Below are 26,493 nucleotides of genomic sequence, written 5' to 3'. Positions count from 1 at the left end.
TTCAGCCTGTCGCACTATTTGTCGAGCCAAACGTCCTCGTAGCGAAATCCGTTATAGGAGCTGTTCGACATGATCGTGATCCCCTTGACGTAAGGCTGCCAGCAGGTGCCGGCCCGTGCGTGGAAGATGATCGGGCGGGCGACGTCCTCCTGCAGCTTCTTGTCGATGTCCCAGACCAGTTGCTTGCGCTTGTTCGTGTCGATCTCCTGCGACTGCACGTCGAACAGCTTCTCGATCTCCTTGTTGCAGTAATTGGTGTAGTTCCGCTCCGAACCGCAGGAATAGTTCTCGTAGAAGGACTGGTCCGGATCGTCGACGGAATTGCCGGTCAAATTGAGGCCGAGCATGTAGTCCTTGCGCGCGACCTTCGGGAACCAGTTCGCAGTCTCGACGACATCGAGTTCGCCGTCGATATAGATGCTCTTGAGCTGGTCGATCAGGATCACCGCAGGATCGCGATATTCCGCGAGATTGCGTGTCGAAACCTTTACGGCGAGATGCTTGTCGGGGCCGTAACCGGCCCTCTGCATCAGCTTCTTCGCTTCCTCGCGGTTCGCGTTCACGTCCGGACCGTAACCCGGAATGGTCTGGAGCTTGTCCTTGGGCATGCCCCAGATGCCTTGCGGCGGCGGCAGCATGGTGCCGCCGACGTCGGCCTGACCCTCGAACAGGATATCGACGAAGGCCTTCCGATCGAGTGCCAGCGACATCGCGCGGCGGATATCGATGTTGTCGAACGGCGCCGAGCTCGAATTGACGATGATGTTGGTCGAGACGTTGGTCGGCTCGACGACGCAGACCGCGTTCGGCGCCTGCGACTTGATGTCCTTGAGCAGCGGGATGGTGATATGCGTCGGGAAAGTCATGTCGAACTTGCCGGCGACGAAGGCGAGAATCGCCGTCGAGCGGTTCGGGATGATCGTGTATTCGATGCCGTCGAGATAGGGCAGGCCCTTCTTCCAGTAGTCCGGATTCCGCGTCAGCTTGATCGATTCATTGGCCTTGAACTCGACGAATTTGTACGGCCCGGTCCCGATCGGATGGGTGCGCATGTCCGCCGGCGAGACATGGCAGGGATAGATCGGCGTATAGCCGGAGGCGAGCATCGCCAGCAGCGAGGGCTGCGGCCGCTTCAGGTTGAAGGAGATCTCGAAGTCGCCGTTTGGCGTGACGTCGTCGACCTCGCTGTACCAGGCCTTGCGCGGATTCTGCCGAAGCTTCTGCTGCGACTTGCCCATGAGCAGATCGAATGTGCATTTGACGTCGGCCGACGTGAACGGCTTGCCGTCATGCCATTTGACGCCCTGGCGGAGCTTGAACGTCAGTTTCTTGTTGTCACTGCTCCAGGACCAGCTCTCGGCCAGCTCAGGCCTGAGTGTATCAGGACTGTTCTGCGCAATGTGCTGATCGTAGATGACGAGATTGTTGAACACGCCCATGAAGGGCACGTTGACCGAATAGGTCGCGCCCTCGAGGATCGACGCATTCGCCGGGCTGTCGCGGTGATACATCCGCAGGATTCCGCCCTGCTTGGGCTCGCCGGCGAATGTCGTGGTCGAAAACGCCAGCAAAGACAACGCCGCCGTCGCGGCGAGCGCCCACACGCTCCGCATCCTCGGTCCTCCCTGGACATTAGTCTCTTGGGCCGCTTTTGGCCTGTTTGACCGGACGATAGCCGAGCCGTGTGGAGGGAGGCAACCGGCAAGGGCTCGTACTGTCTTGGTAATTCGGATGACGAAAAGCCGCGGGGTGATTCTCTCACATTGTGAGAGTGCAGGTGCGAACGCACGGTTCCCGTGCAGATGTTGGAGGTCGCATCAACAAACTCCGCCGGAAAGCCAGGACCCGCTACCCCAGGGAGATGTTTGGCGAAGATTGGTCGTTTGGTACTGCTACCTTCTGCAAATCGACATATCACGGGTATGGGTCCTGGCTTTCGCCGGGACGACATCGGGGCCTCACACGATCCTTGACGTCTTGTTGCCCCAGTACCGGTCCCTCAGCAGACGCTTGTACAGTTTTCCCGTCGGCAGCCGCGGCAATTCCTTCTCGAAATCCACCGAGCGCGGCACTTTCTGCCGCGACAGCGATTTTGCGCAAAAGGCGATCAGCTCTTCGGCGAGCGCCTCGCCGGGCATTACGCCCGGCATCGGCTGCACCACGGCCTTCACCTCCTCGCCGAGATCGGCATTGGGCACGCCGAACACTGCGGCATCCGCGACCTTCGGATGGGTGATCAGCAAATTCTCGCATTCCTGTGGATAGATGTTCACGCCGCCGGAGATGATCATGAAGGTGGCGCGGTCGGTGAGATAGAGGAACCGGTCCTCGTCGACATAGCCGACGTCGCCGACCGTGCTCATGCTGCCGTCGGCCGAGCGCGCCTCCTTCGTCTTCTCCGGGTCGTTGAAATATTCGAACGGCGAGCCCGTCTTGAACCAGACCTGGCCGGGCGTGCCGGTCGGGCACGGCTGCATGTTCTCGTCGAGAATATGGAGATCGCCGAGCAGCACCTTGCCGACGGTGCCGCGATGGCTAAGCCATTCCTCGCTGTTGCAGGCGGTAAAGCCGAGGCCTTCGGTGGCGCCGTAATATTCGTGGATGATCGGGCCCCACCATTTGATGATGTCGTCCTTCACCAATGCGGGGCAGGGCGCGGCGGCATGGATCGCGATCTCGAGCGAGGATAGATCGTAGCGCTTGCGCACCTCTTCCGGCAGCTTCAGCATCCGCGAGAACATCGTCGGCACCAGCTGGGTGTGGGTGATGCCCCATTGTTGCACCAGCTGGAGGTAACGTTCAGGGTCGAAATGCTCCATGATGATCACGGTGCCGCCCATGCGGATCGTGAGATTCACGGCGGCCTGCGGCGCGGAGTGGTAGAGCGGCGCCGGCGACAGATAGACCATGCCCTCGCGGTAGTGCCAGAGCTTGGTGAGGAAATCGAACAGCGGCAGATTGTGCTTTGGAGGCTCCTCCGGGAGTGGCCGCAAGATTCCTTTTGGGCGTCCCGTCGTGCCGGAGGAATACAGCATCGCAGTGCCGAGCCATTCATCCGCGATCGGCGTCTTCGGCAGATCCGCGTTGACGTCGGCAAGGCCCACAATGCGATCGCTCTCGCCGGGGCCGTCGGCGACGATGCAGAGCTTGACGTCGGGGCAAGCCTGGATCGCCTCGCGCGCGATGTCGAGCTTCGCCACTGATGTGATCAGGATCTTCGACTGGCTGTTGACGAGGAGATAAGCGAGTTCGCCCGGCGTCAGGAAGGAGTTGATGCAGGTGTAGTACAGGCCGGACCGCTCGCCCGCGGCGCAGGCTTCGAGATACCGGGAGTTGTTCTCCATGAAGATCGAGTAGTGATCGAGCCGCTTCAGGCCATGCTTACGAAACAGATGCGCCAGGCGATTGCTGCGCGCATCGAGTTCGCGATAGGTGACCGCCTCGCCGGTCGCCGCCATGATGAAGGCGGGTTGCAGCGGGCGCAGGCGGGCATGCAGACCTGGGTACATCAGTCCTCCGGCTTGAAGATCATGCGGCGAGATCGAGGATTTCGCGAATCTGCGCCGGGCTCTCGATCTTGCGCGGATTGCGCGGGATCCAGTTCGTGCGCATGGCCTGTTCGGCGATGACGTCGAAATGCTCCGGCGAGACGCGGACATCGGCAAGGCGACGCGGCATGCCCAGCGAGCGGATGAAGGCATCGAGCACGTCGGCGGCGTTATGGCCGGGGAAGCCCATCGCGGCGGCGACGATCATCTGCTGCTCGGCATTGGCGCTCGCATTCCAGCGCATCACCGCCGGCAGCATGACGCAGGAGGTGTGGCCGTGGGGCACGTCGAAGGCCGCGCCCAAGACATAGCCGATGCCGTGGCTCGCGCCCATCGGCACACCGGCCGCGAGCGCGCCCATCGACAGCCAGGTGCCGATCTGCGCGTCCATCCGCGCGTCCAGATCTCGGGGGTCGGCCTTCACCCGCGGCAGCGCGTCGGCGAGCATGGCAAGGCCCTTCACCGACTGTGCGTCGGCATAGGGATGCGTCTCGTGCGAGCAGATCGCCTCGACGCAGTGATCGATGGCGCGGATGCCGGTGGAGAGAAACAGCCATTCCGGCGTGTGCACGGTGATGGCAGGGTCGAGGATGGTTGCGCGCGGCACCGCCAGCGGATGCCGCAGCATCTGCTTCACATGCGTGATGCGGTCGGTCACGCCGGCGATCGATGAAAACTCGCCGCCTGCAATCGTGGTCGGCACGCTGATCTGCCGCACGGTCGGTGCGGTCATCTCGGGCGCGATGCCCTTGTGCACACGGATGCGGTCGATGCCGGCGATATCGTCGATGCCATTGGCAAGGCAAAGCTGCACCGCCTTGGCGCCGTCGGTGATCGAGCCGCCGCCCACGGTGACGATCAGGTCAGCGTCGACCGCGCGCGCGGCATTGGTGGCCGCGACCACCGCCTCGCGCGGCGTGTGCGCCGGCATCGCATCGAACAGCCCGGCGCAGCGCGCACCGAGCGCCTTTACGATCTCAGTGATTTCGTCGGTCTCTCGGTTCAGCGTCCCCGAGACCATCAGGAAGGCGCGGCGGGTTCCCAGCCGGTCCATCTGCGCGACGATGGCCTCCGCCGCCGGATGGCCAAACACGACCTCCTCGATCGCACCATAAACGACACGTCCCTGATGCACGCCTGTCCTCCCCGGACAATTCGTCTTGTTTTGTAAGGGGTAGTCTAGCCAAGCCGGCCGCCTCAGTCATGTGCGAAGACGCTGGCGCTTCTTCTCCCTCTCCGCAGGCGGGAATAGGCGAAGAGAGCGCGTGTCAACTCGCCATCAGGCCAGGGCATCCTGCCGAGCATTGTGCGCGAGGTAGTCTTGAAGATTTCATCATCGCCACCCATCTTGTGGCGCCCGCGGGTAGAGGACTACCCTGCATTTTCCGCGGCTTTCATGCGAGGACCTGGGATGAGTGGACCGGACGGAAGCGAGCAATTTGTCAAAACGCACGATTTCGTTCAGCTCCGGCCTTATGCGCTAGCCGGTCTTCTTGCTGCGGCCGTCGCCCTCAGCGGTTGCGGACAACCGACCTCGCAAGCGGCCGCGCCGCCGCCTCCGCCCGTGACCGTTGCCCAGCCGGTCAAGCGCACCGTCACCGATTGGGACGAATACACCGGTCGCTTCGAGGCGGTCGAGGAGGTGCAGGTGCGCCCCCGCGTCGGCGGCTTCGTCAACTCGGTCGAGTTCCAGGATGGCGCGATCGTGCATCAGGGCGATCTGCTTTACGTCATCGACCCGCGGCCGTTCGAGGCGGTGGCCGAGCAGGCCGACGGCCAGCTATCCGACGCCCGCGCCAAGGTAGAACTTGCCAAGCGCGAGCTCGACCGCGGCCTGAATCTGGTGCAGACCAGCGCGGTCTCCGAGCAGGTCGTCGACCAGCGCCGCCAAGCCTTGCAGGCCGCGCACGCTGCCGAGACCCAGGCCGAGGGCGCGCTGAAGGCCGCCCGGCTCAACATCGAGTTCACCCATGTCACCGCGCCACTCACCGGCCGCGTCAGCCGCCATCTGGTCAGCCCCGGCAACCTCGTGCAGGGCAGCGACACCGGCACCTCGACGCTGCTGACCTCGATCGTCTCGCTCGACCCGATCTACATCTATTTCGACATGGATGAGACGACCTTCATCAAATACAGCAAGCTCTGGTTCGAGGGAAAACGCCCAAGTTCGCGCGACACCGCAAACCCCGTGCAGGTGACGCTCGCGGGCGAGACCAAGCCGTCGCATGATGGCGCCATCAACTTCCTCGACAACCGCCTCGATGTTTCCACCGGCACATTGCGCAGCCGCGCCGTGGTCAAGAACACTGACCTCTCGATCCTGCCCGGCCAGTTCGGTCGCGTCCGCCTGATCGGCAGCGCGCCGTACGAAGCGCTGCTGATCCCGGATACCGCAATCGCCACCGACCAGTCGCGCAAGATCGTCTTCGTGGTGAAGTCCGACGATACCGTCGAAGCGCGGCCCGTCGTGCTCGGACCGCTCGATGACGGCCTGCGCGTCATCCGCGAGGGGTTGAACGCGGATGACCGCGTCATTGTCAACGGCATCCAGCGCGCGCGTGTCGGCGCCAAGGTCGCCCCATCTCCTGCTCAAGCGCCGGCAGGTGGCAAGACCGGTGCGAAGGCTGGTGACAAGTCATGAATCTTGGCCGTCTGTCCATCAACCAGCCCATCCTGGCGATGGTGCTGTCGATCGTGCTCCTGATCGTCGGCACGCTCGCTTATTCGACGCTGCCGATCTCCGAATATCCGCAAGTGGTGCCACCGACCGTCGTCGTCACCACGCAATATCCCGGCGCCTCGGCGCAAACCGTGTCCGACACCGTCGCTGCTCCGATCGAGCAGCAGATTAACGGCGTCGAGGACATGCTGTATCTCTACAGCCAGGCCACCTCGAACGGCCAGCTCACCATCACCGTCACCTTCAAGCTTGGCACCGATCTCGACAAGGCGCAGGTGCTGGTTCAAAACCGGGTAGCGATCGCGCAGCCGCAGCTTCCGGATGAAGTGCAGCGCAACGGTGTCGTCACCCGCAAGAACTCGCCCGACATCCTGATGGTCGTGTTCATGCTGTCGCCGGACGACACGTTCGACCAGCTCTATATTTCCAACTATGCACTGCTGCAGGTCCGCGACCAGTTGCTCCGCATCGACGGTGTCGGCGACATCCAGATGTTTGGCGCGCGCGACTATTCGATGCGGCTGTGGCTCGACCCTGATCGTATCGCCAATCTTGGCCTGACCTCGACCGAGGTGCTGGCCGCGATCCGCGCCCAGAACGTGCAGATTGCCGGCGGCCAGATCGCCGAGCCGCCGATTGCCGACCGCGCCTTCCAGCCAAACCTCGTCTTCACCGGGCGGCTGAAAGACCAGAAACAGTTCGAGGACATCCTGATCAAGGCCGGCTCGGACGGCCGCACGGTGCGCCTGCGCGACGTCGCTCGCATCGAGCTCGGTGCGCTCGCTTATTCGACCAACAGCTTCCTGCTGCGTAAATCCGCGGTCGCCATGCTGGTGACGCAGCGGCCGGGATCGAATGCGCTCGCGACGGCCAAGAACATCTCCGACACGATGGCGAAGCTCAAGCAGGGCTTTCCGAAGGGCCTCGACTTCAACATCGGCTACAACCCGACCGAATTCATCGCGCAGTCCGTCCACGAGCTGATCAAGACCATCTACGAAGCCATGCTGCTCGTGGTGGTCGTCGTGCTGGTGTTCCTGCAGGGATGGCGGCCGGCGATCATCCCGATCATCGCCATTCCGGTGTCGCTGGTCGGCACCTTTGCAGTGATGGCGGCGCTCGGCTTCTCCATCAACAATCTGACGCTGTTCGGGCTCGTGCTTGCGGTCGGCATCGTGGTCGACGACGCCATCGTCGTGGTCGAGAATGTCGAGCGGCATCTCGAGCACGGGCTCAGCCGGCGCGACGCGGCGCTGAAGACGATGGAGGAGGTCGGCGGCGCGCTGGTCTCGATCGCCCTGGTGCTCTGCGCGGTGTTCGTGCCGACGGCGTTCCTCGGCGGCATCTCCGGGCAATTCTTCCAGCAATTCGCGGTGACCATCGCGGTTGCGACCGCGATCTCCTGCTTCTGCTCGCTGACGCTGTCGCCGGCATTGGCTTCGCTGATCCTCACGCCCCACGCCGAGAAGCGGCCGCCTGCCGCGTGGAATCTGTTCGCGCGCGGATGGAATGCCTTCACCGGCGTCTTCAACCGCGTATTCGACCGGCTCTCGCACGGCTATGCCGGCCTCGCCAATTTCGTCATCCGGCACTCCGTGGTGATGATCCTGATCTATGTCGTGCTCATCGGCAGCGCAGGCTGGCTGATCGGGACGACGTCGCAGGGCTTCATCCCCGCGCAGGATCGCGGCTATGTCATCATCTCGGCGCAGCTGCCGGGTGCGGCATCGCTGGCGCGGACCACCGAGATTGTCCGAGAGATCGAGCGGATCTCGCTGGATACGCCAGGTATCGTCCGCGTCGCGGCCTTCGCCGGCTTCTCCGGCGCGACGCGCACGCAGGCCGGCAATGCGGCGGCGCTCTTCCCTGTTTTCGATGAGCCCGAGGTGCGGCTGAAGAAGGGCTTGACGGCGAATGCCATCACAGCCGAGCTGCGCAAGCGATTGGCTGCGATCCAGGGCGCCTTCATCATCGTGATTCCGCCGCCGGCCGTGCCCGGCATCGGCACCGGCGGTGGCTTCACCATCCGCATCCAGGATCGGCAGGGGCGTGGACCGGAGCTGCTGGCGTCCGCAACCGATGAACTCGTCGCCGCGGCGCGCAAATCGCCAGCGCTCCTTGCCCCCACGGTGTTCTCGCCGTTCTCCGCCAATACGCCGCAGCTGTTCGTCGACATCGACCGCACCAAGGCGCAGAAGCTTGGCGTGCCCATCGCCAACATCAACGACACGATCCAGACCTATTTCGGATCGACCTATGTCAACGACTTCAATCTGTTCGGCCGTACCTATCACGTCACCGCGCAGGCTGACTTCCCGTTCCGGAAGGAGCCCAGCGATCTCGCGCGCCTGCGCACGCGCAACGCCTCCGGCGACATGGTGATGCTCGGCAGCGTGGTCGACTTCAGGGATGTCTCGGGACCCGATCGCGTGGCGCGCTACAATCTCTATGCGGCGTCGGAGCTTCAGGGCGAGCCGGCGCCGGGCACGAGCTCGACCACCGCGCTCAATGCCATCAAGAAGCTCGCCGACGACACTTTGCCGAGCGGCTTCACCTTCGAGTGGACCGACCTGTCCTATCAGCAGATCAACGGCGGCAATGCCGGCCTCTATGTGTTCCCGATCTGCGTGCTGTTCGTCTATCTCGTGCTTGCCGCGCAATATGGCAGCTGGACACTGCCGTTCGCGGTGATCCTGATCGTGCCGATGTGCCTGCTCGCTGCCACGATCGGCGTGCGCATCATGGGCCAGGACGTCAACATCCTCACCCAGATCGGCTTCGTCGTGCTGGTGGGGTTGGCGGCGAAAAACGCGATCCTGATCGTCGAGTTCGCGCGCGACATCGAGAAGGAGGGCAAGCCGCGGCTGGAGGCCGTGATCGAGGCCTGCCGCCTGCGCCTGCGGCCGATCCTGATGACATCCTTCGCATTCATCCTCGGCGTGTTGCCGCTGGTGATCTCGTCCGGCTCAGGTTCCGAAATGCGCCAGGCCGTCGGCGTTGCCGTGTTCTTCGGCATGATCGGCGTCACCCTGTTCGGGCTGCTGTTCACTCCGATCTTCTATGTCGTGGTGCGGAACCTGGCCGAGGGCCGGAACGAGAAGGGGGCGGTCTCGTCATCTTGACCACCAACGTATCCAAAATCTCGACGTCGTCCCGGCCTTCGCCGGGACGACAGTTTTTGCTTGGCGCCCCTGCCAACGATCAGCACGAAACCCATGGGCACGCCCCCCGTTCTTCACTAATATCCGCGCGATTTCAAAACAGAACACTGCTGGGAGATAACGAATGAAATCAGGACTTTTGGCCGCTGTCGCAACCTCGGCCCTTTTGCTGGCCGCGCCGGCTTTCGCGCAAGGCGTCAAGATCGGCATCCTCAACGATCAGTCCGGCGTTTATGCCGATTACGGCGGCAAGTACTCCGTCGAAGCAGCGAAGATGGCGATCGAGGATTTTGGCGGCGAGGTGCTCGGCCAGAAGATCGAGATGGTCACCGCCGATCACCAGAACAAGCCTGACCTCGCCACATCCATCGCGCGCCGCTGGTACGACGCCGAGAACGTCGACATGATCACCGAGCTGACGACCTCGTCGGTCGCGCTCGCAGTGCAGGAGCTGTCGAAGGAAAAGAAGAAGATCGACATCGTGGTCGGCGCGGCGACATCGGCCATAACAGGCGCTTCATGCGTGCCCTACGGCTTCCACTGGGCCTTCGATACCCACGCGCTTGCGGTCGGCACCGGCGGCGCGCTGACCAAGGCCGGCGGCGACACCTGGTTCTTCCTCACCGCTGATTACGCGTTCGGCTATGCGCTGGAGAAGGACACCAGCGAGATCGTCACGGCCAGCGGCGGCAAGGTGCTGGGCTCGGTCCGCGTGCCTCTCAACTCGTCGGACTTCTCGTCCTTCCTGCTGCAGGCGCAGAGTTCGAAGGCGAAGATCGTCGGCCTCGCCAATGCCGGTCAGGATACCACCAACTCGATCAAGCAGGCGGCTGAATTCGGCATCGTGCAGGGTGGCCAGAAACTTGCCGGCCTGCTGATGACGCTCGCCGAGGTGAACGGTCTTGGCTTGCAGGCGGCGCAGGGCCTGGTCCTGACCGAAGGCTTCTATTGGGATCATGATGATGCCTCGCGTGCCTTCTCCGAGCGTTTCTTCAAGCGCACCGGCCGGATGCCGAGCATGATCCATGCCGGCACCTATTCGGCGACGCTGAGCTATCTGAAGGCAGTGAAAGCCGCCGGCACCAAGGACACCGACGCGGTCGCCAAGAAGCTGAAGGAATTGCCGGTCGATGACGCCTTCGCCAAGGGCAAGGTGCTCGCCAACGGCCGCATGGTCCACGACATGTATCTGTTCGAGGTCAAGAAGCCCTCGGAATCGAAGAAGCCGTGGGACTATTACAAGCAGCTCGCCGTCGTCCCCGGCGACCAGGCGTTTTCGACAGCCAAGGACAGCGGCTGCCCTCTGACGAAGTGAGGGGTTGAGCTAGCGCTACAAGCCCCAATGTCGTCCCGGATCGGCGCGCGCCTAGGGGCGCGCTTGTCCGGGACGACGGCTGAGATTGAGGCGCGATCTTGCCTCACACCACCCTCAACACCACGACCCACAACGCCCCCGCCCACAGCGCGATCGCCGCGGTCGCCTGGATCGCAAATCCCGGGCCGCGCTTGGCGGCGGCTTGCGAATAGCCGATGAAATACACGATGCGGCCGATGATCCAGACCGCGCCGATTGCGGCTGCAATGGCATCGCTGATGTAGATCGCGAACAGCCACAGCGACGGCAGGAAGATCGGCATCCATTCCAGCGTATTCATCTGGATGCGGAAGGCGCGCTCAAAATCCGGATGGCCCGACATCGCCGGCACCTTCACGCCGGTCCTGGTCCGGGACCGCGAGACGTTGATGCAGGTGAAGAAATAAAACGCAAGCGCAAGCAGCGTGACGAGGGCGGTGAAATGATACATCGCAAGATCCCTTCAAACAGGTCGCGCTTCAATAGCCGGTCAGCTCGAGATAGCCAACGCCGTCATGCGTGCCGGTAAAGCTGATCGGTCCTTCCCAGTAAGAGAAGCCGGTCCCCATCCACGCCTTCGGATTGAGCGGCTTGCAGGAAATCGAGAACGAGTGCGACGGGATCGCGATCTGCCATTCCACCGGCAGCTTGCGGCCCGCCACGTCCGCCGTCGCCTTTGGCGTCATCTGGATGTCGCCTCCCGCAATCATCTGCGTCTCGCCGGCGGCGCTGATCCAGTTGCCGAACGGGTAATCCTTGCCGTCCTTCTGGCGCAGCCGGTACAGCATCAGCTTGTCGCCGGAGACGAGATGCAGCGACAGCCAGTCCCAGCCGGTCTGATCAGTGTCGAGCGGCTGGCTGCTCCATTCGCGGTCCATCCAGGCCTGGCCTGAGACCTCGATCGGCTTGTCGTCGATCGTGAGCGTGCCGCGCGCGCGGTAGAACGGCTGGCTGTAATAATAGGACGCCTGCCCGCGCTCGGATTTGCGGCTGTAGCCGCCGTCACCCTGCAGCACGACCGGACGATCGGTCTCCAGTGTCAGCGCGTAGCTGAAGTCGGTGCCCGAGGCTTTCAGAGTCACCGGCGACAAGGTCCGGTCGTCGGTGCGCTCGGACCCCTTCATCTCCCAATCATCGATCCACGAAGCAAACGGTTTTGCCTCGACGCCCGCCTGTCCGATGCCGCCGCGAGAAAACAGCTCGCTGAATCGATGCGTGTCGGCGCGCGTCACCGCGGCATGTGCCATCCAGATCTGCTGATTGGCCCAGCCTTCTCCTTGCGGTCCCGGCTTTGCAGCCTGGCGGAACAGCGTCCATTGCAGCCCGCATGCCGCGCCACTGACGTCGACGAGATTTGCGGTCAGATACCACCACTCGATGCGAAAGTCCGGATGCGGCCCGTGATCGGCAGGGAACGTGAACGTCTTTCCGGGCGTGACCTTTGCGAAGCCGTCGGCGGTCTCGCCGAGCCCGGCATAGCCTTGCGCGGCGGCGCGGCGCGCGAGAGCAAGGGCTGCGATACCGGCAGCGAACGCGCGCCGCGAGAGTTTGTCAGCGCTCATTGGCAAACACCTTGACGAGACTCGCCGGCTGCATCCGCGCCAGCCGCAACACCGGCAGCAGCGCGGCCAGCAGCGAGGCGACAAGCGCGACCGCGACCAACTCGATCAATTGCAGCGGAAACACATGGAACGGCAGCCGCCAGCCGAACGCCTTCACATTGACGATCGCGATCAGGCACCACGCCACCAGCAACCCAAGCGGCACCGCGAGCAGCGACGTGAACAGCGCGACCGACAGCGTCTTGGTCAGCTCGATCGCGGCGAGGCGCGGCCGGGTGATGCCGATCGCCCAGAGCGGCGCGAGCTGTGGCAGGCGCGAGTTTGCCAGCGTCAGCAGGCTGGTGAGGAGCGCGATGCCGGCGACGCCGAGCGTGAAGGCATTGAGCGCGGAGGTCACCGCAAAGGTGCGGTTGAAGATGCGGATCGATTCCGCCTTCACCGTGGCCTGGTCGGCCACCGCGCGGTCGTCGAGCGCGAACTGCTTCTGCAAGGCCGCGATCAGGCCGGGAATCTTGTCACGCGGGACAATCAGCCCGATCCGTGTCTGCGGCGTCTGCGGAAACTGCCGGATCAGCGCCGCGACGTTGACGGCAAGCTGCCCTTTGGGATTGCCGTAATCGGCATAGATGCCGACGATGTCGAGCTCCCAGGTTCCGCCTGGCGCTGGCACCTCGATGACGTCGCCAACGCGGATATTGAGGCGGCGGCTCAGCTGCTCGCTGATGAAGGCGGCATTGCCCGGGACCAACTGGGTCCAGGCGCGCGGCGCGGTCTCCAGCAGCGGCCAGCGCTCGCGATAGAGCGCGTGATCGGGCAGGCCGAGCAACTCCACCGGTTGGCCCTGAACCTGCGTCTCCGCGCGGCCGCCCGACAGGATCGCCTGTACCTCGCTGCGGTCCTTCAGCCAGTTGCGGATCGCGATGCTCTGCGCGTTGTCGGCAGCGCTGATGTAGACGTCGGCGGCGAGCCGTCCGTCGAGCCAGCCGACAAAGGTGCGGCTGAAGGTTTCTACCATGGTCGAGACGCCGACATTGACTGCCAGCGCGAGCAGCAGAGCCATCAGCGCCAGCGAGAGTCCCGAGAGCTGCTGCCGGCTGTCCGCCCAGAACCACAGCGCCAGCGGCCCGCGCGCAAGCCGCTGGCCGGCAAGCAGGAGGATCTCGAGGAGGGCCGGAAGGATCAGCGCCGCGCCGAGCATCAGCGCAGCCAGCAGGGCGAAGCCGGCGATCAAGGACTGTCCGTAATAGAGCAGCAGCAGCGCGACCGCGAACACGGCGCAGGCAGCGAAGCTTTGCAGGATCAGCCAGCGGCGCTGTCGCTGCTGCCAGGCCCGCGGCTGCGCGGTCGCCAGCACCGGCATCCTGATCGCCTTGATGAGGCTGGTCGCAGCCGCCACGATCGCGCCTAGAACGCTGATGCCGATGCCGGCGAGCCACCACTCGGGCCGCAGCGTCAGCTGCCCCGGAATCTGCGCACCATAGAGTCCGCGCAGCGACGCCGCGACGTCTGGTAGCAGCGCTGCTGCGATGACATAACCGCAGACGAGCCCGATCAGCCCCGCGACCAGCGCCAGCGCCACCAGCTCGACGACCAGGACGGAGTTGACCAGCCGTGCCGAGGCGCCGCAAGCGCGCAAGGTCCGCAGCATCGGCAGCCGCTGCTCGAAGGCGAGGCCGACGGCGGAATTGACGATGAACAGACCGACGAAGAACGACAGCAGGCCGAAGGCGGTGAGGTTGAGGTGGAAACTGTCGGTGAGTCGCTCCAGCTCCGTCTCCGCGGTCGGCTCTTTCAGCTTCAACTCCTCGCCGACGACGCTTTGCAGCGGTGCCGGCTTGCCTCTCGCCCTGCCGATCAGCAGACGCGAGACCTGATCCGGCTTGTTGAGGAGCCGCTGCGCCACGCCGATATCGACCACCAGCACATCAGGCACCAGCTGCGGCTGCACATGCAGCGGCGGCAGCTTTGCGCCGCTGCTGATCGACGGCGTCGTTCCTTCGCTCTCGTGCAAATCGCTCAGCGTCTCCCGCGCCACTAGCGTCTGTCCGGGCGCGGCGACGAAGCTGCTGAGGTCCGCGGCTCCGAGGCGCGGCGCATTGCCGACGTCAACTGGCAGCGTCACCGGCTCGATGCCAAGCAGCCGGATCGAGCGTCCGTTGATCTGGACCCGGCCTTCCAGCACCGGCGAGACCGGCCAGCCCGCGCGGCGAAGCTTTATGAAAAGCTCTTGCGGGAAGGTCGCCGTATTGGGCGAGATCAGCGTCGCCGTGCGCACGCCGCCAAACGTCGCCGCCGCACGGTCATAGGCCGTGCGGGCTTGCTGGTTGATCGCCTGCACGCCGCTCCACAGCGCGGTCGCAGCGATCAGCCCGATCAGCAGCGTTGCGAACTGCATCCTGTGCCGGCGCCAATGGCTCAGCAGCACCGCCAGCACCCAGAGCGCGCGCCTCATGCGATCCGTCCCGCATGGAGGACGATGTGGCGGTCGAGCGTGCCGGCCAGATGCAGGCTGTGCGTCACCATCAGGAAGCCGCAGCCGGTGCGCGCGACGAGGTCGCGCGTCAGCGCCAGCACGTCGTCGGCGGTGGCTTCATCCAGATTGCCGGTCGGCTCGTCCGCGAGCAGCAGCGACGGTTTTGTCGCCAGCGCCCGGCCGATTGCGACCCGCTGCTGCTGGCCGCCTGATAATTGCTCGGGATAACGCTTGAGCAGGCCGCCGAGGCCGAGCCGCTCGACCAGCTCCTTGGTCCAGGGCGCGTCGTGCCGACCGGCGATGCGGGCCTGGAAAGCGAGATTGTCGGCGACCGACAGGCTTGGGATCAAGTTGAACTGCTGAAACACGAGACCGATCCGGTCGCGCCGCAACTCGGCGCGGCCGGCGTCGGCAAGCTCAGTGATCTCGGTGTCCTCCAGGCGGATCGAGCCGCCATCGGCGGCATCCAGCCCTGCGATCAAATGCAGCAGCGTACTCTTGCCGCTGCCGGATTCGCCCGTGAGCGCGACGCGTTCGCCGGCTTTGAGGTCGAGGTCGACGCCGCGCAGCACATGCACGGGCTCGCCGGCCGAGGTGAAGGTTTTGGAGAGGTTTCGGATACTCAGCAAGGTCTGTTCGCCGGACGGAATTAACTCCGTGCTGCGTAGCACACTTGCCGCGGAAATGCCGGGGTTGCGTTGCCGTTCAAGCCGTTGTTAGCTCCCAAGACGGCCAAATCAAAAGTGCCGACAAGAAGACATACGGGGAGAATGATGAGCGCTCAGGGAACGCCGTCCGCGGCAGCCAGGATGGCAGGGACGTCCAAGCAAACGTCCACGGCGACGCCGAAGGGCGCCTGGACCATTGTTTTTCTCCTTTTTCTCCTGATGGTGGTGAACTTCGCGGACAAGATCGTCGTCGGCCTCGCCGGCGTGCCGATCATGACCGACTTGAAGCTCGAGCCTGCGCAATTCGGCCTGCTCGGCTCCTCGTTCTTCTTCCTGTTCTCGATCTCGGCCATCGTGGTCGGCTTCCTCGTCAACAAGGTGGCGACGCGCTATGTGTTGCTGACGCTCGCCGTGGTCTGGGCGCTGGCGCAGTTTCCGATGGTCGGCACCGTCAGCTTCAGCACGCTCTTGATCTGCCGCATCGTGCTCGGTGCGGGCGAAGGTCCGGCGGCTTCGGTCGCGACGCACGCAATCTACAAATGGTTCCCCGACGAGAAGCGCACGCTGCCGACCGCGGTCCTGACACAGGGCTCGGCCTTCGGGGTCATCCTGGCCGTGCCGGCGCTGAACTGGGTCATCGTCAATCACTCCTGGCACTATGCCTTCGGGGCGCTCGGCGTGGTCGGCCTGATCTGGGTCTGCGCCTGGCTGGCGCTGGGCAAGGAAGGCCCGCTCGAGGACACGCAGGCGCTCGCCGTCAGTGAGCCGAAAATTCCCTACATCCGCCTTCTGACCTCGCGCACCTTCCTCGGCTGCGTGATCGCAACCTTCGGCGCCTATTGGGCGCTGTCGCTCGGACTCACGTGGTTTACGTCCTTCATCGTCAAGGGACTTGGCTTTTCGCAGAGCGACGCCGGCTGGATCTCGATCCTGCCCTGGGTGTTCGGCGCCACCATCGTGATTCTGACCGGCTGGATCTCGCAGGTGATGATGGTGCGCGGCTACACCACGCGCATGTCGCGTGGCGTGCTGGGCTCGGTGCCGCTGATCATCGGCGGCCTCATTCTCACAACGATGCCTCACATGCAGGGTGCGGGCTTGCAGATCGCGCTCTTGGTGGTCGGTTCCGGTCTCTGCGGCGCGATCTATGTCGTCTGCCCGCCGATGCTCGGCGAGTTTACCCCGGCCTCGCAGCGCGGCGCGATCCTCGCGATCTACGGCGCACTCTATACGCTCTCGGGCATCATCGCGCCCTACGTGATGGGCAAGGTGATCGAGCGCGCCGGCAGCATGATCGACGGCTACATGACCGGATTTACCATCAACGCCGTGATCATGATCGGCTCCGGTGTGGTCGGGCTGCTGCTGCTCTGGCCGAACTCGGAAAAGGCGAGGCTGACGCGTGGTGCGGCGGTGCAGACGGCGCCGCTGAAGCGCGCAGTGTCGCCGACGTAGGTCTTCCAAAGCCTGCCACGAAACAAGTGTCGTCCCGGCGAAGGCCGGGACCCATACCCCCAGGGAGCAGTTTGGCGAAGACTCGGAGTGGGAGCCCTGCGCTCCAACTCCTTTTCGTGGTTATGGGTCCCGGCCTTCGCCGGGACGACGCCTACATTGCGGAAACATCGCGCTCAACATGCGCCCGCTTACTGCATCCCCTGCGCACCCCGAATCAGCTTCCCCGGCCTTCGCCCCGTCGCCTCGCCCTGCCGCCGCGTCACCACGCCCGAGACGATCGTGGCCTCATAGCCGTCGACATCCTGCAGCAGCCTGCGACCACCGACCGGCAGGTCGTAATGCACCTTGGGTGGATGCAGATGCAGGCGGTCGTAATCGATCACGTTGACGTCGGCCTTGCAGCCCGGCGCGATCAATCCGCGATCGGTCAGCCCCACCGACAACGCCGTCTTGCGCGACTGCGCTGCGACCACGAAGGGGATCGACAGCTTCTCGCCGCGCTTGCGGTCACGCGTCCAGTGCGTCAGCAGATAAGTCGGGAAGCTGGCATCGCAGATGATGCCGCAATGGGCGCCGCCGTCGGAAAGGCCGGGCACCGATTGCGGATCGATCAGCATCTCGCGCGTCGCGTCGAGATTGCCGTCGGAATAATTGAGGAACGGCACGTAGAGCATGCCGCGGCCCTCGTCCGACAGCATCGCATCATAAGCGAGCTCCTCCGGCTGGCGGTCCTGCTTGCGCGCCTGCGGCCCCAGCGCATTCTCCGGCGGCTGCTCGTAGTCGGGGGGATCGCCCAGCAGGAACATCTTGTCGTAGTTCGGGCGGAAGAACAGCGGATCGTCAGTCGCAGTCGCGCTCTCGCTCAGGATCGCCTTGCGCACATCGGCTTGGCGCAACCGCGCCAGCCGTTCCTTCAGAGGCAAATGCGCGATCGCCTTGTAGCTGGGATGGGTCTGGAACGGATTGCGTGACAGCTCGAGCCCGAGCAGCAGACCGACCGGGCGCGCCGCGATCTGCGCGGTGATGGACAGCCCGCGCTTCGCCGCCGCATTGATCTCGTCCAGCGTCTGGCGCCAGCGGTTGGGTGATCTGTCATTCTGCGTGATCGAGAACGAGATCGGGCACTTTGTGCTGTCGGCCACCCGCAGCATCATCGGCAGGTCTTCATGGATGGTGGAAAGATCGAGCACGAATTGCAGCACGCTGCGGCCCTGGCTGTGCATCGCGCCGGCAATCGCGGTGAGCTCGTCCTCGCCCGCTTTCAGCGTTGGCGTGAAATCGCCGGTCGAGGTGCGGTGGTTGAGCGTGCGCGAGGTCGAGAAGCCGAGCGCGCCGGATCGTACCGCTTCGCCCGCAAGCTTGGCCATCGCCGCATTGTCTTCCGCCGTCGAGGGATCGCGGCGGGCGCCGCGCTCGCCCATGACATAGACCCGCAATGCCGCATGCGGCAGCTGCGCGCCGACATCGATGTCGAAATCGCGCTTGGACAGCCAGTCCATGTAATCAGGGAAGCTCTCCCAGGCCCAGGGAATGCCGGCGCTCAGCACCGGCTCGGGAATGTCCTCGACGCCTTCCATCAGCTGGATCAGGCGGGTGTGATCGGCGGGCTTGCACGGTGCGAAGCCGACGCCGCAATTGCCCATGATCGCGGTGGTGACGCCGTTCTGCGACGACGGCGTGATGTCCTGGCTCCAGGTGACCTGCCCGTCGTAATGGGTGTGCACGTCGACGAAGCCCGGCGTCACCAGCTTTCCGCGCGCGTCGATTTCTTCTTTGCCCTTGGCCGCGACCTTGCCCACCTCGCTGATCTTGCCACCGGTGATGGCGACGTCAGCCTCGAACAGCTCGCCGCCGTGGCCGTCCGCGACGGTGCCGCCACGGATCACGAGATCAGGGGTGCTCATGGTGTTTCGTCCCGGTTTGTTTTGCTTCTTGTCGTCCCGGCCTTCGCCGGGACGACGGTAAAACTTCTCGCTAAGCCTTGGCTCGCGTCTTCCGCTCGGTGAACGGCGACAGCATCACGGTAGCGACCATGAAGATCACTGACGCCCCGAACACCCAGTGCGGCGCGCTTTGGTCCATGATCCAGCCGAACAGCAGCGGTGAGACGATGCCGCCGAGATTGAAGCCGGTGGAGACGATGCCGAACGCGCGGCCCGCGGCACCGGGAGGCGCGGCGTTGCGCACCAGCATGTCCCGCGACGGCGCGATCACGCCCGAGAGGAAGCCCGCGGTTGCCATCGTGGCAGTCAGGGCCCAGGCCGGCAACGTCACCAGCGCGATCAGCAGCACGATGGCGGCATTCGCGGCAAAGCAGGCGGCGGCGACATAGCCGTGGCGCTCGGTGTGGTCGGCGAGGAAGCCGCCCGCGAGCACGCCCGCGGCGCTTGAGCCGAGGAACGCGGTCAGCGCCACATTGGCCACGGAATAGGTTGCGCCGTAGCCGCTCATCAGCGCCACCACGCCGAAATTGTTGATGCCGGCCACCGACAGGCTCAGCAGCATGAACAGCGCGGTCAGCGTGATCAGCGCCGGCGTGATGACGGCCTGCTTCGGTGCATCGGCGTTTCCAGGCTTGGCCTTGTGCGCGCCGGCATCGGGAATGCTCATCATCACCAGCAGCAGCGCCACCAGCACGCCGATCGCGCCCGAGGCGAGCAGCGCACCGACGCCGCCGGACACCGTGATCAGTGCGGCGACGATCGCCGGAGCGACGGCGCCGCCGAAATAGCCGGCAAAGGTGTGGACCGAAAACGCGCGGCCCATCCGCGCCTCGTCCATGTGCTCGGCGAGAATCGCGTAATCGGCCGGATGATAGACGCTATTGGCGAGCCCGAGCAGCACGGCGCAGGCGATCAGCGAGGCGTAGCTCAGATGTAGCCCGAGCAAAACAAGCGCGAGGCCGCCGAGCGTCAGTCCGCCGAGCAAAATCTTGCGCGCACCAAAATGGTCGACGAGATAGCCGGTCGGTGCCTGCGTCAGACCGGAGACCACGGCCGACACGGTCAACGCGAAGCCGAGCTCGACATAGCCGACGCCGAGTTGAACTTTCAGGAATGGAAACAGCATCGGCAGGACCAGCAGATGAAAATGGCTGACCCAGTGCGCGATCGAGATCCCGGTCAGCGTGCGCAGCGCGCTGTCCGCCTTGCCTTGTTGCGGTGCGGCGAGAACATCGACCATTGCGGTTCCGTTTGACTCCCTGAGGGCGTGCAAACTATCGGGGTGTCCGGCTATTTGTCCATGATCGCAGGCGCATGGCAGGTAGTGCGGGTGGGGTGTGAGGGACGCCGGTATCCACATCGTCGTCCCGGCCTAGTTGTCAGCGCCATCACGCCTTACAACGGCTCGTCGTCATTCCCATAGCGATCGCGCTTCGGCGTGGCGATGTCGCCGTCTTCGTAATCGTCGTCGGTGTCGCGTGGCGGCGGTGGCTTCTTGGCCTTGTCGGCTGCGGTTTTGGTCTTCGGCGGTTCGCTCGGTTTGGCTGAATTGGCCATGGCTGGTCCAGGATGGTGAAGCGTCATCCGCTTCTAGCCGAAGAATCTATGCGGTTGCTGACTTATCTCAAGGCAGTTGACGCTGCCGTCAGGCTTGCACCACCGGCCCACCCGCCTTCTTCCAGGCATCGATGCCGCCGGCGATATGAGCCGTGTTGGAGAGGCCGGCCTGCTTGGCGGCAGCAACAGCCATGGCCGAGCGCTCGCCGAAGGCGCAGAAAAACACGACGCGGCGGCCGGTCGCGGCCGCAACCTCGCGCAGCATGCCGCCGGGCTTGAGACTTTCCTCGATGCTTGGATAGGGCGTGTGAAGCGCGCCCTCGAGCATGCCGTGCTTGATCCGCTCGTTGGCCTCGCGCAGATCGACCAAGAGGATGTCGGGCCGATGCAGCGAACGGATCGCCTCGACGGCGCTGAGCGCACGGCCCTCTTTCTCCAGCTCCTCCTGATGCAGGCCGACGCGCATGTTGGCGGGCACCGCCACGTCCATCATCTTCGGATTGGGCAGCTTCAAATTGGCCATCAGCTCGATATATTCGTCGACCGAACGCACCTGGAGCCTGGGATTGTAGCGCCTCTCCTCGCCGATGGTGGAGACGGTGTCGCCCTTGTAGTCATGCGCAGGGAACACCATCGTCTCGTCAGGCAGCTTGAGCAGGCGATTGAATATTGAATCGTACTGTGCGCGCGACGAGCCATTCTGGAAATCGGTGCGGCCGGTGCCGCGAATCAAAAGCGTGTCGCCAGTGAAGACGCGGTCGCCCATGAGATAGGAATAGGAATCGTCGGTATGGCCCGGCGTGTACATCACGTCGAGCGAGAGGCCTTCGATCGTCACCTTGTCGCCGTCGGCAACGCGCATCGCCACCACGTCGGCCTTGGTCTGGTCGCCCATCACGGTCATGCAATGGGTGCGGTCGCGCAGCTCCCCGAGGCCGGTGACATGGTCGGCGTGCAGATGAGTGTCGACCGCCTTGACCAGCTTGAGATCGAGCTCGCGCAATAGCTGGCAGTAGCGATCGACCTTCTCCAGCACGGGATCGAGGATCAGCGCCTCGCCGCCGGGGCGGCTGGCCAGCAGATAGCTGTAGGTTCCCGAAACGCTGTCGAAGAGCTGGCGGAAGATCATGGCAGGACCCGGCGTGGAGTGATTTCGAGGATTCTACTACGCCGGAGGGTAGAAGGAGAAGTAATGTGCTGTTGAAATAAGAAAATTTAGAAGATTTTTATTACGACGCGATGGCCGCCCCACCCTCTGCTGCCTTCGCCCGCGAAGGCGGGCGATCCAGTATTCCAGAGGCGATGAGGGGTACGGAGAGGCCGCGGCGTACTAGATTCCCCGCCTACGCGGGGAATGACGCTGAGTGAGGCGCCGCGGAGAGCCCAAACTTGGGACGTCCCTACGGCCGCACCAGCGTGTACCCATTCTCCGCCAGAAACAGGATCTGCCCCACGCCCACCTGCACCGGCGTCGCTGCGGGAATGAACTCCGGCCGCCTGCCGGTCTCCCGCTCGATCGTGTCGACGGTGTTGAGGCAGATGTCGAAGCGCACGCCTTGCGCGATCAGGCTCTCGACCTGCTTGCGGCGCTCGCTGCCGGACAGCAGCAGATCGATGCCGGGGCCGAAGGTGACGACCTCGACCGCAATCTTGTCGGGATCGTAGGCCTTCAGCAGATTGTTGGCGACGCTCAGCACCAGCGCCTGCTTCTTCGCGTCGCTATCCGAGAGTTGCAGCACGATCTTGTGCTCGGCGAACGGCTTGTCCTGCAACGGCACCTGTTGTGCAAACGTTGCTGGCACCGCGGCCCAGGCGAGCAGCGCCAGCATGATCGTGCGGAAAATTTGCGCCCGCATCGTCGCTATCCCGCGATGCCCGGATTGCCGTCGACGCCTTTCAGCGTGACGCCGCTGCCCAGCCGCTCCTGAAACATCCGGCCCGAGCGCAGATGTTTTGCGACGACGTCCCACACCGCCGCGCCCTGCTGGCCGTTGACCGAGGCCCAGCCTGCGACCTTGTAGCGATGGCTGGCGCTGATCGCCCTGCCATTGTCGAGCTTCAGATCGGAGATGCGGCTGCCGATCGCGCTGGCCGGGCTGCAGGCATAGCTCAGCCCGCCGGCGCGCACCATGTCGCCGCCCTGCTGATGATAGGGATCGGCGTTGAAGAGATTGTCGCAGATGTCTTCCAGTACGTCCTTGATCTCCGCGCCCGTCATCTCCTGCACATAGGTTTCGGGATAGGTGATCGCGGTCTCCGCGAGCACGTCTTCCATCGTGATCGGCTGGCCTGATAACGCGGTGACGCCCCAGCGGAAGCCGGGCGATAGCGCGATCTCGGCATCGAGCTCGTTGCGCAGCGCGGTACAGATCAACTCGTCGACGGGGCCGGCGAAATTGTCGCGGCGATAGAGCAGCCGGTCCGGCGTTGCGATCTTCTCCGACCAGTCGGTGACGTATGGCGCGCGCAGCTTTCCGATCAGCTCGGCCATGGCAGGATCGGGCTTCAAGAGCTCGGAATAAACCGGCAGCAGATGATATCTGACGTCGCTTACCTTGCCCTTGTCGAGCGCGAGATCGAGCACGGCAAGAAATTTCCCGTTGGAGCCGGCATTGGTGACGAGTGTGGTGCCACCGGGATTCTTCACCGCGATCGGCTGCGGCACGGCATCGTGGGTGTGTCCGCCGAGAATGACGTCGATGCCGGTGACACGGCTTGCGAGCTTGAGGTCGACATCCATGCCGTTATGCGAGAGCAGAATGATTGCATCGACCTTATCGGTGCCGCGCAAGGCATCGACATGCGTCTGCAGCTCTTCCTCGCGGATGCCAAAGGTCCAGTCCGGCGTAAAGCGCTTGGGATGCGCGATCGGCACGTAAGGAAAAGCCTGGCCGATGATCGCAACGCGATGGCCACTGAGCTCCTTGATGATTGACGGCTTGAACACGCGCCCGCTGGCCTTGTCGAAGGCCGGGGCGTCGTTGAACGCGGCCTCCTCGGTCAGGAAGACATTCTGCGCCAGAAACTCGCCCTTGAAGTGCTCGAGATTGTCGCGCAGCGCTTGCTCGCCATAGGTGAACTCCCAATGCCCGGTCATCGCCTCGATGCCCAGCAGATTGGCAACCTCGACCATGTCGCGGCCGTGCATGACGTTGGCAAGGCCCGTGCCCTGCCAGAGATCACCGCCGTCCACCAGCATGGCGCGCCTCTCGCCGACATCGTTACGCAAGCGGTCGATCAGTGTCTTCAAATGAGCGAAGCCGCCGAGCTTGCCGAACCGGCCGGCGGATTTCTCGAACTCGACTGAGGTGAAGGCATAGGCATCCGCGCTGTCGGGCCGGATCCCAAAGTGCTCCAGGAACGCGCGGGCGACCAGGTGCGGCGGTCGCCCCGCCATCTCGCCAATACCGATGTTGATACTGGGCTCGCGGAAATAGACTGGATTGAGCTGCGCATGCGTGTCGGTGGTGTGCAGGATCCGCGCATTGCCGAAGCGCTCGATGTCGTAAATGCTGGCGGCCTCGGCACCACGCGCAAGCCGCGGCAGCACGACAGACGCGGCAGCAACGGCTGAGCCCCTCAGGAAATCGCGGCGGCGGATCGCCATCACACATTCTCCGCGCCGGTTATCGGCAGTTCTGCGAGTATGATCAGGAAAAGTGTGTAGCCGTTTTCCGACAAGATCATGCTCAAACAATAGCTGGGATCTAGCTTAGCGGATTTCCATCGCCTTCCAGGCCTCTTTTTCAGAGGTCGCCTGGAAGACCGAAGCCTTCGCCAGCGCTTCGGCCTCTTTGGCTGCAGCCACGGCGCCATCGTAATCGCCGCCGTCGCCCGCCTTTTTGGCGGTCGCCAGCGTCGAGACGGTCGTGGTCCACTGGTTGCGCATGCCGGCCGCCTCCTTGGACGCAGCCTCCGCGGCGGCGTAGGCCGCCTTGTACTCTGCTTCATTTGACGCGCGCGCCGATGGCGCGAGGCTCAATGCAAGCAACATGGTCAAGGTAAGTGTCCGCTTCATGGCCGCGCTCATGGTCGTGCCCCCGGGCCCGAAATCGGCAGGCCGTTGGCGACGTAGGACAGGAAGTATTCGACGTCGCGATATTCATCCGACTGCGGCTCCAGCGGGACCGCGCGGGTCTGGCTGTTGCAGGTCATGAAGCGGCGGCTGATCGTGCCCATGCCGCTCCACTCGGAGCGGTAGATGGGCATCGCATTGAGGATGCCGAGCGCCGGCGCCAGCACCTCGGCGCGGATGCGCTCGCCCGGGCTCTGCACATGGCAACTGGCGCAGGAGAAGTTCAGCTGACCGCGGCGGGTGTAGAAATAGCGCTTGCCGCTTTCGAACGCCTCCAACGCGCGCGGATCATCGGGAATCTTGATGTCCATCGGCTTGCCGCGCGAGGTGAAGGCCATGTACGCCGTCAGCGAGGCCATCTCGTCCTTGACGTAGGAGTAGGGCTGTTCGCCATTGGCCTCGCGGCAGCGGTTGAGCGCGAGCTCCAGCGTGACGACCTTGCCCTCCTTGGTGTCGAAATAAGGATAGTTCTGGCGAATGCCGAGGCCGCCGTTCGGGAAGCAGTCGGCATAGGTCTTGCCGTTCTTGAACGGCGTCGCAAACATCTCCTTGCCGGCGTCGAGCGCGAACTCGTAAGGCGGGAATTCTTCCTTCTCCAGCCATTGCCGTTTCATGCCCTCGTTCAGGGAATAAGGACCGTTGACGAAATCCTCGTGCTTCACGTTGGGAAACTTCTGGAAGTAGAAGTTCTGGAAAGCCTTGGCGTCAGCGACGGGATCGACCTTGTCGGCCGCAACAACTGAGGGAGCGGTGAGCGCGAACGCGACAAGCGCGGCGCTCAACGAGGAGAGCAGGAGGGCGAAGCCGGGCTTCATCACGCGATCTTCGCGGTGGTCTGGTCGGAACCGCCCTTGTTGTCGGTCCAGGAGATCGCGAGGTCGTCGCCCTTCTTGGCGCCCCTGAAGCTGAACTTGATGTAGGGATCCTTGGAAATCGCGGTGCCCCAATTGGCGACGAAGACGTCCTTGCCGTTACATGCGAACTTCACTTCCTGGATGTAGTGCGCCGGGATCAATTCCCCCTTGGGGTCCTTGACGAGGCCGGTGTCCATGGGGTGCTGGATCAACGTCTGCACCTCGGTGATATCGCCATTGGATGTTGCGCGGACGCGAATGCTGGATGCCATCTCCGATCTCCTTTAGCCGCCGCAGCCGCCGACAGTGACCTTTACTTCCTTGGTCGCGCTGTAGAGCTTGCCGTCGGCTTCCACGATCGCGGTCACATTGCTGGTCTTCGCCATCTTCAGGCGGTTGGCGACAGCGGGGATCGTTCCCTCGGGAAGCTTGTAGCTTGCCGCCAGCGCGTTCGGATTCTCGGCGACGAAGAACGAGATCGAGGTCACCTTGTCGAGCGTCGTCGTCACCGACATCGGCACCACGCCGCCGTTCTCGGCGATCTCGGGCGCGTCGAGCTTGATCTTGTCCGACGGTTCGGCGGTCCTGCCATAGAGCGCCTTGATCGCATCCGCTTCGTTCTTCAGCTTGAACGCCTCTTCCGGATATTTGTCGTTGGCCGCGGCACGCGCCGGCACGAACGGCAGATTGCCGAGGCCGATCAGCGCGACCGAGGCCGCGCCCTGCAGGATCAGGCGCCGCGTCGGATGAGTTCCAGTGGTCGTGGTCATCGAAGGTCTCCTGGGCCCGCCATTACAGCGTCTGCAGGAAATCAACGATCGCGTTGATCTCCCGCTCCGTCAGTATGCGGTTGCGGCCGAATGGCGGCATCATGGTCTGCGGATTACGTTTGGTCTCGTCGAACAGGATCGCGGCCAGCTCGTTGCGATCAGGGTATTTTGCCTTGAGATCCCTAAGCTCGGGACCGATCGTGCCGGGCAGATCGCCGCCCTTGATAACGTGGCAGGTCAGGCAATTGCCCTTGCCGCGGTCGAAGGCGAGCTTTTGGCCCTCGGCAATCGCGGACTGCGCCCACGCCGGGGGCGCGGCGAGGCCCGTGAGGGCGACCAGCGCGAGGAGCAGGGCGGGCTTGCGGGGAAAGGCGGTCAAAGCAACGTTCCGAG

Annotated in this window: 22 protein-coding genes; 4 read left to right on the top strand and 18 right to left on the bottom strand. The window is 64.0% G+C overall.

Going from position 1 to position 26,493, the window contains the following annotated elements; all coding sequences use genetic code 11:
* Nucleotides 1-14: 14 nt before the first annotated feature.
* The 3 genes from L6639_RS07370 to L6639_RS07360 form a co-directional block, all read right to left on the bottom strand.
* Nucleotides 15-1,613: an ABC transporter substrate-binding protein gene (locus L6639_RS07370; RefSeq protein ID WP_237860275.1), complete on the bottom strand. Its 1,599-nt coding sequence runs from the start codon at nt 1,611-1,613 to the stop codon at nt 15-17.
* A gap of 345 nt (nt 1,614-1,958) precedes the next feature.
* Nucleotides 1,959-3,509: an AMP-binding protein gene (locus L6639_RS07365; RefSeq protein ID WP_237860274.1), complete on the bottom strand. Its 1,551-nt coding sequence runs from the start codon at nt 3,507-3,509 to the stop codon at nt 1,959-1,961.
* A gap of 19 nt (nt 3,510-3,528) precedes the next feature.
* Nucleotides 3,529-4,683, bottom strand: a complete 1,155-nt coding sequence (locus L6639_RS07360) for an iron-containing alcohol dehydrogenase (RefSeq protein ID WP_237860272.1) — start codon at nt 4,681-4,683, stop codon at nt 3,529-3,531.
* Nucleotides 4,684-4,959: 276 nt separating this feature from the next.
* Between L6639_RS07360 and L6639_RS07355 the strand changes: the two genes are divergently transcribed.
* The 3 genes from L6639_RS07355 to L6639_RS07345 all read left to right on the top strand — a co-directional run bounded on the left by L6639_RS07355 (nt 4,960) and on the right by L6639_RS07345 (nt 10,704).
* Nucleotides 4,960-6,189: an efflux RND transporter periplasmic adaptor subunit gene (locus L6639_RS07355; RefSeq protein ID WP_237860270.1), complete on the top strand. Its 1,230-nt coding sequence runs from the start codon at nt 4,960-4,962 to the stop codon at nt 6,187-6,189.
* Nucleotides 6,186-9,350 (top strand): efflux RND transporter permease subunit, encoded by a 3,165-nt coding sequence (locus L6639_RS07350; RefSeq protein WP_237860268.1) that lies wholly within the window; start codon nt 6,186-6,188, stop codon nt 9,348-9,350. Before L6639_RS07355 ends, L6639_RS07350 begins: the two co-directional genes overlap by 4 nt.
* Before the next feature lie 163 nt (nt 9,351-9,513).
* Nucleotides 9,514-10,704, top strand: coding sequence for an ABC transporter substrate-binding protein (locus L6639_RS07345; protein ID WP_237860266.1), 1,191 nt, complete (start codon nt 9,514-9,516; stop codon nt 10,702-10,704).
* 103 nt (nt 10,705-10,807) lie between these two features.
* Here the strand turns inward: L6639_RS07345 and L6639_RS07340 are convergent, their stop codons facing one another.
* From L6639_RS07340 to L6639_RS07325, 4 genes are read right to left on the bottom strand one after another with little or no spacing between them, the layout of a single operon-like run.
* The gene (locus tag L6639_RS07340; protein WP_237860265.1) at nt 10,808-11,194 is read right to left on the bottom strand and encodes an MAPEG family protein; all 387 of its coding nucleotides are present in this window, start codon (nt 11,192-11,194) and stop codon (nt 10,808-10,810) included.
* Nucleotides 11,195-11,222: 28 nt separating this feature from the next.
* Nucleotides 11,223-12,305, bottom strand: a complete 1,083-nt coding sequence (locus L6639_RS07335) for a lipocalin-like domain-containing protein (protein ID WP_237860261.1) — start codon at nt 12,303-12,305, stop codon at nt 11,223-11,225.
* Nucleotides 12,295-14,757, bottom strand: coding sequence for an ABC transporter permease (locus tag L6639_RS07330; RefSeq protein ID WP_237860259.1), 2,463 nt, complete (start codon nt 14,755-14,757; stop codon nt 12,295-12,297). Before L6639_RS07330 ends, L6639_RS07335 begins: the two co-directional genes overlap by 11 nt.
* The gene (locus L6639_RS07325; protein ID WP_237860257.1) at nt 14,754-15,407 is read right to left on the bottom strand and encodes an ABC transporter ATP-binding protein; all 654 of its coding nucleotides are present in this window, start codon (nt 15,405-15,407) and stop codon (nt 14,754-14,756) included. Before L6639_RS07325 ends, L6639_RS07330 begins: the two co-directional genes overlap by 4 nt.
* Before the next feature lie 144 nt (nt 15,408-15,551).
* Between L6639_RS07325 and L6639_RS07320 the strand changes: the two genes are divergently transcribed.
* Nucleotides 15,552-16,901 carry an MFS transporter gene (locus tag L6639_RS07320; protein ID WP_237860255.1) on the top strand — a complete coding sequence of 450 codons (1,350 nt, stop codon included), beginning with the start codon at nt 15,552-15,554 and terminating at the stop codon, nt 16,899-16,901.
* A gap of 188 nt (nt 16,902-17,089) precedes the next feature.
* Here L6639_RS07320 and L6639_RS07315 read toward each other — a convergent pair whose 3' ends face one another.
* From L6639_RS07315 to soxX, 11 genes are all read right to left on the bottom strand, one after another.
* On the bottom strand, nt 17,090-18,805 hold the full coding sequence (locus L6639_RS07315; protein WP_237860253.1) for an N-acyl-D-amino-acid deacylase family protein: 1,716 nt from the start codon (nt 18,803-18,805) through the stop codon (nt 17,090-17,092).
* A 70-nt stretch (nt 18,806-18,875) separates the two neighbouring features.
* The gene (locus L6639_RS07310) at nt 18,876-20,084 is read right to left on the bottom strand and encodes an MFS transporter (RefSeq protein ID WP_237860251.1); all 1,209 of its coding nucleotides are present in this window, start codon (nt 20,082-20,084) and stop codon (nt 18,876-18,878) included.
* A gap of 155 nt (nt 20,085-20,239) precedes the next feature.
* Nucleotides 20,240-20,401 carry a hypothetical protein gene (locus L6639_RS07305; protein WP_237860249.1) on the bottom strand — a complete coding sequence of 54 codons (162 nt, stop codon included), beginning with the start codon at nt 20,399-20,401 and terminating at the stop codon, nt 20,240-20,242.
* 88 nt (nt 20,402-20,489) lie between these two features.
* Entirely contained in the window at nt 20,490-21,530 is a 1,041-nt protein-coding gene (locus L6639_RS07300) for an MBL fold metallo-hydrolase (RefSeq protein WP_237860247.1), read from the bottom strand.
* 271 nt (nt 21,531-21,801) lie between these two features.
* Nucleotides 21,802-22,257: a DsrE family protein gene (locus tag L6639_RS07295; RefSeq protein WP_237860244.1), complete on the bottom strand. Its 456-nt coding sequence runs from the start codon at nt 22,255-22,257 to the stop codon at nt 21,802-21,804.
* A 5-nt stretch (nt 22,258-22,262) separates the two neighbouring features.
* On the bottom strand, nt 22,263-24,008 hold the full coding sequence (gene soxB / locus L6639_RS07290; RefSeq protein ID WP_237860242.1) for a thiosulfohydrolase SoxB: 1,746 nt from the start codon (nt 24,006-24,008) through the stop codon (nt 22,263-22,265).
* Nucleotides 24,009-24,113: 105 nt separating this feature from the next.
* Nucleotides 24,114-24,419 (bottom strand): hypothetical protein, encoded by a 306-nt coding sequence (locus L6639_RS07285; protein ID WP_237860240.1) that lies wholly within the window; start codon nt 24,417-24,419, stop codon nt 24,114-24,116.
* 8 nt (nt 24,420-24,427) lie between these two features.
* Complete coding sequence (gene soxA / locus L6639_RS07280) at nt 24,428-25,291, bottom strand: sulfur oxidation c-type cytochrome SoxA (RefSeq protein ID WP_237860237.1); 864 nt, start codon at nt 25,289-25,291, stop codon at nt 24,428-24,430.
* Nucleotides 25,291-25,602 (bottom strand): thiosulfate oxidation carrier complex protein SoxZ, encoded by a 312-nt coding sequence (soxZ, locus tag L6639_RS07275; protein ID WP_237860235.1) that lies wholly within the window; start codon nt 25,600-25,602, stop codon nt 25,291-25,293. The genes soxA and soxZ overlap by 1 nt, the downstream gene beginning before the upstream one ends.
* 12 nt (nt 25,603-25,614) lie before the next feature.
* Nucleotides 25,615-26,100, bottom strand: coding sequence for a thiosulfate oxidation carrier protein SoxY (gene soxY, locus L6639_RS07270; RefSeq protein ID WP_237860232.1), 486 nt, complete (start codon nt 26,098-26,100; stop codon nt 25,615-25,617).
* Between the two features lie 22 nt (nt 26,101-26,122).
* A complete protein-coding gene (gene soxX, locus L6639_RS07265) occupies nt 26,123-26,479 on the bottom strand; it encodes a sulfur oxidation c-type cytochrome SoxX (RefSeq protein WP_237860230.1) in 357 nt (118 codons plus the stop codon).
* Nucleotides 26,480-26,493: the final 14 nt, after the last annotated feature.

It is taken from the genome of Bradyrhizobium zhengyangense, from assembly GCF_022012555.1.
GTDB lineage: Bacteria > Pseudomonadota > Alphaproteobacteria > Rhizobiales > Xanthobacteraceae > Bradyrhizobium > Bradyrhizobium zhengyangense.
This window is presented reverse-complemented; position numbering and strand designations above follow the sequence as displayed.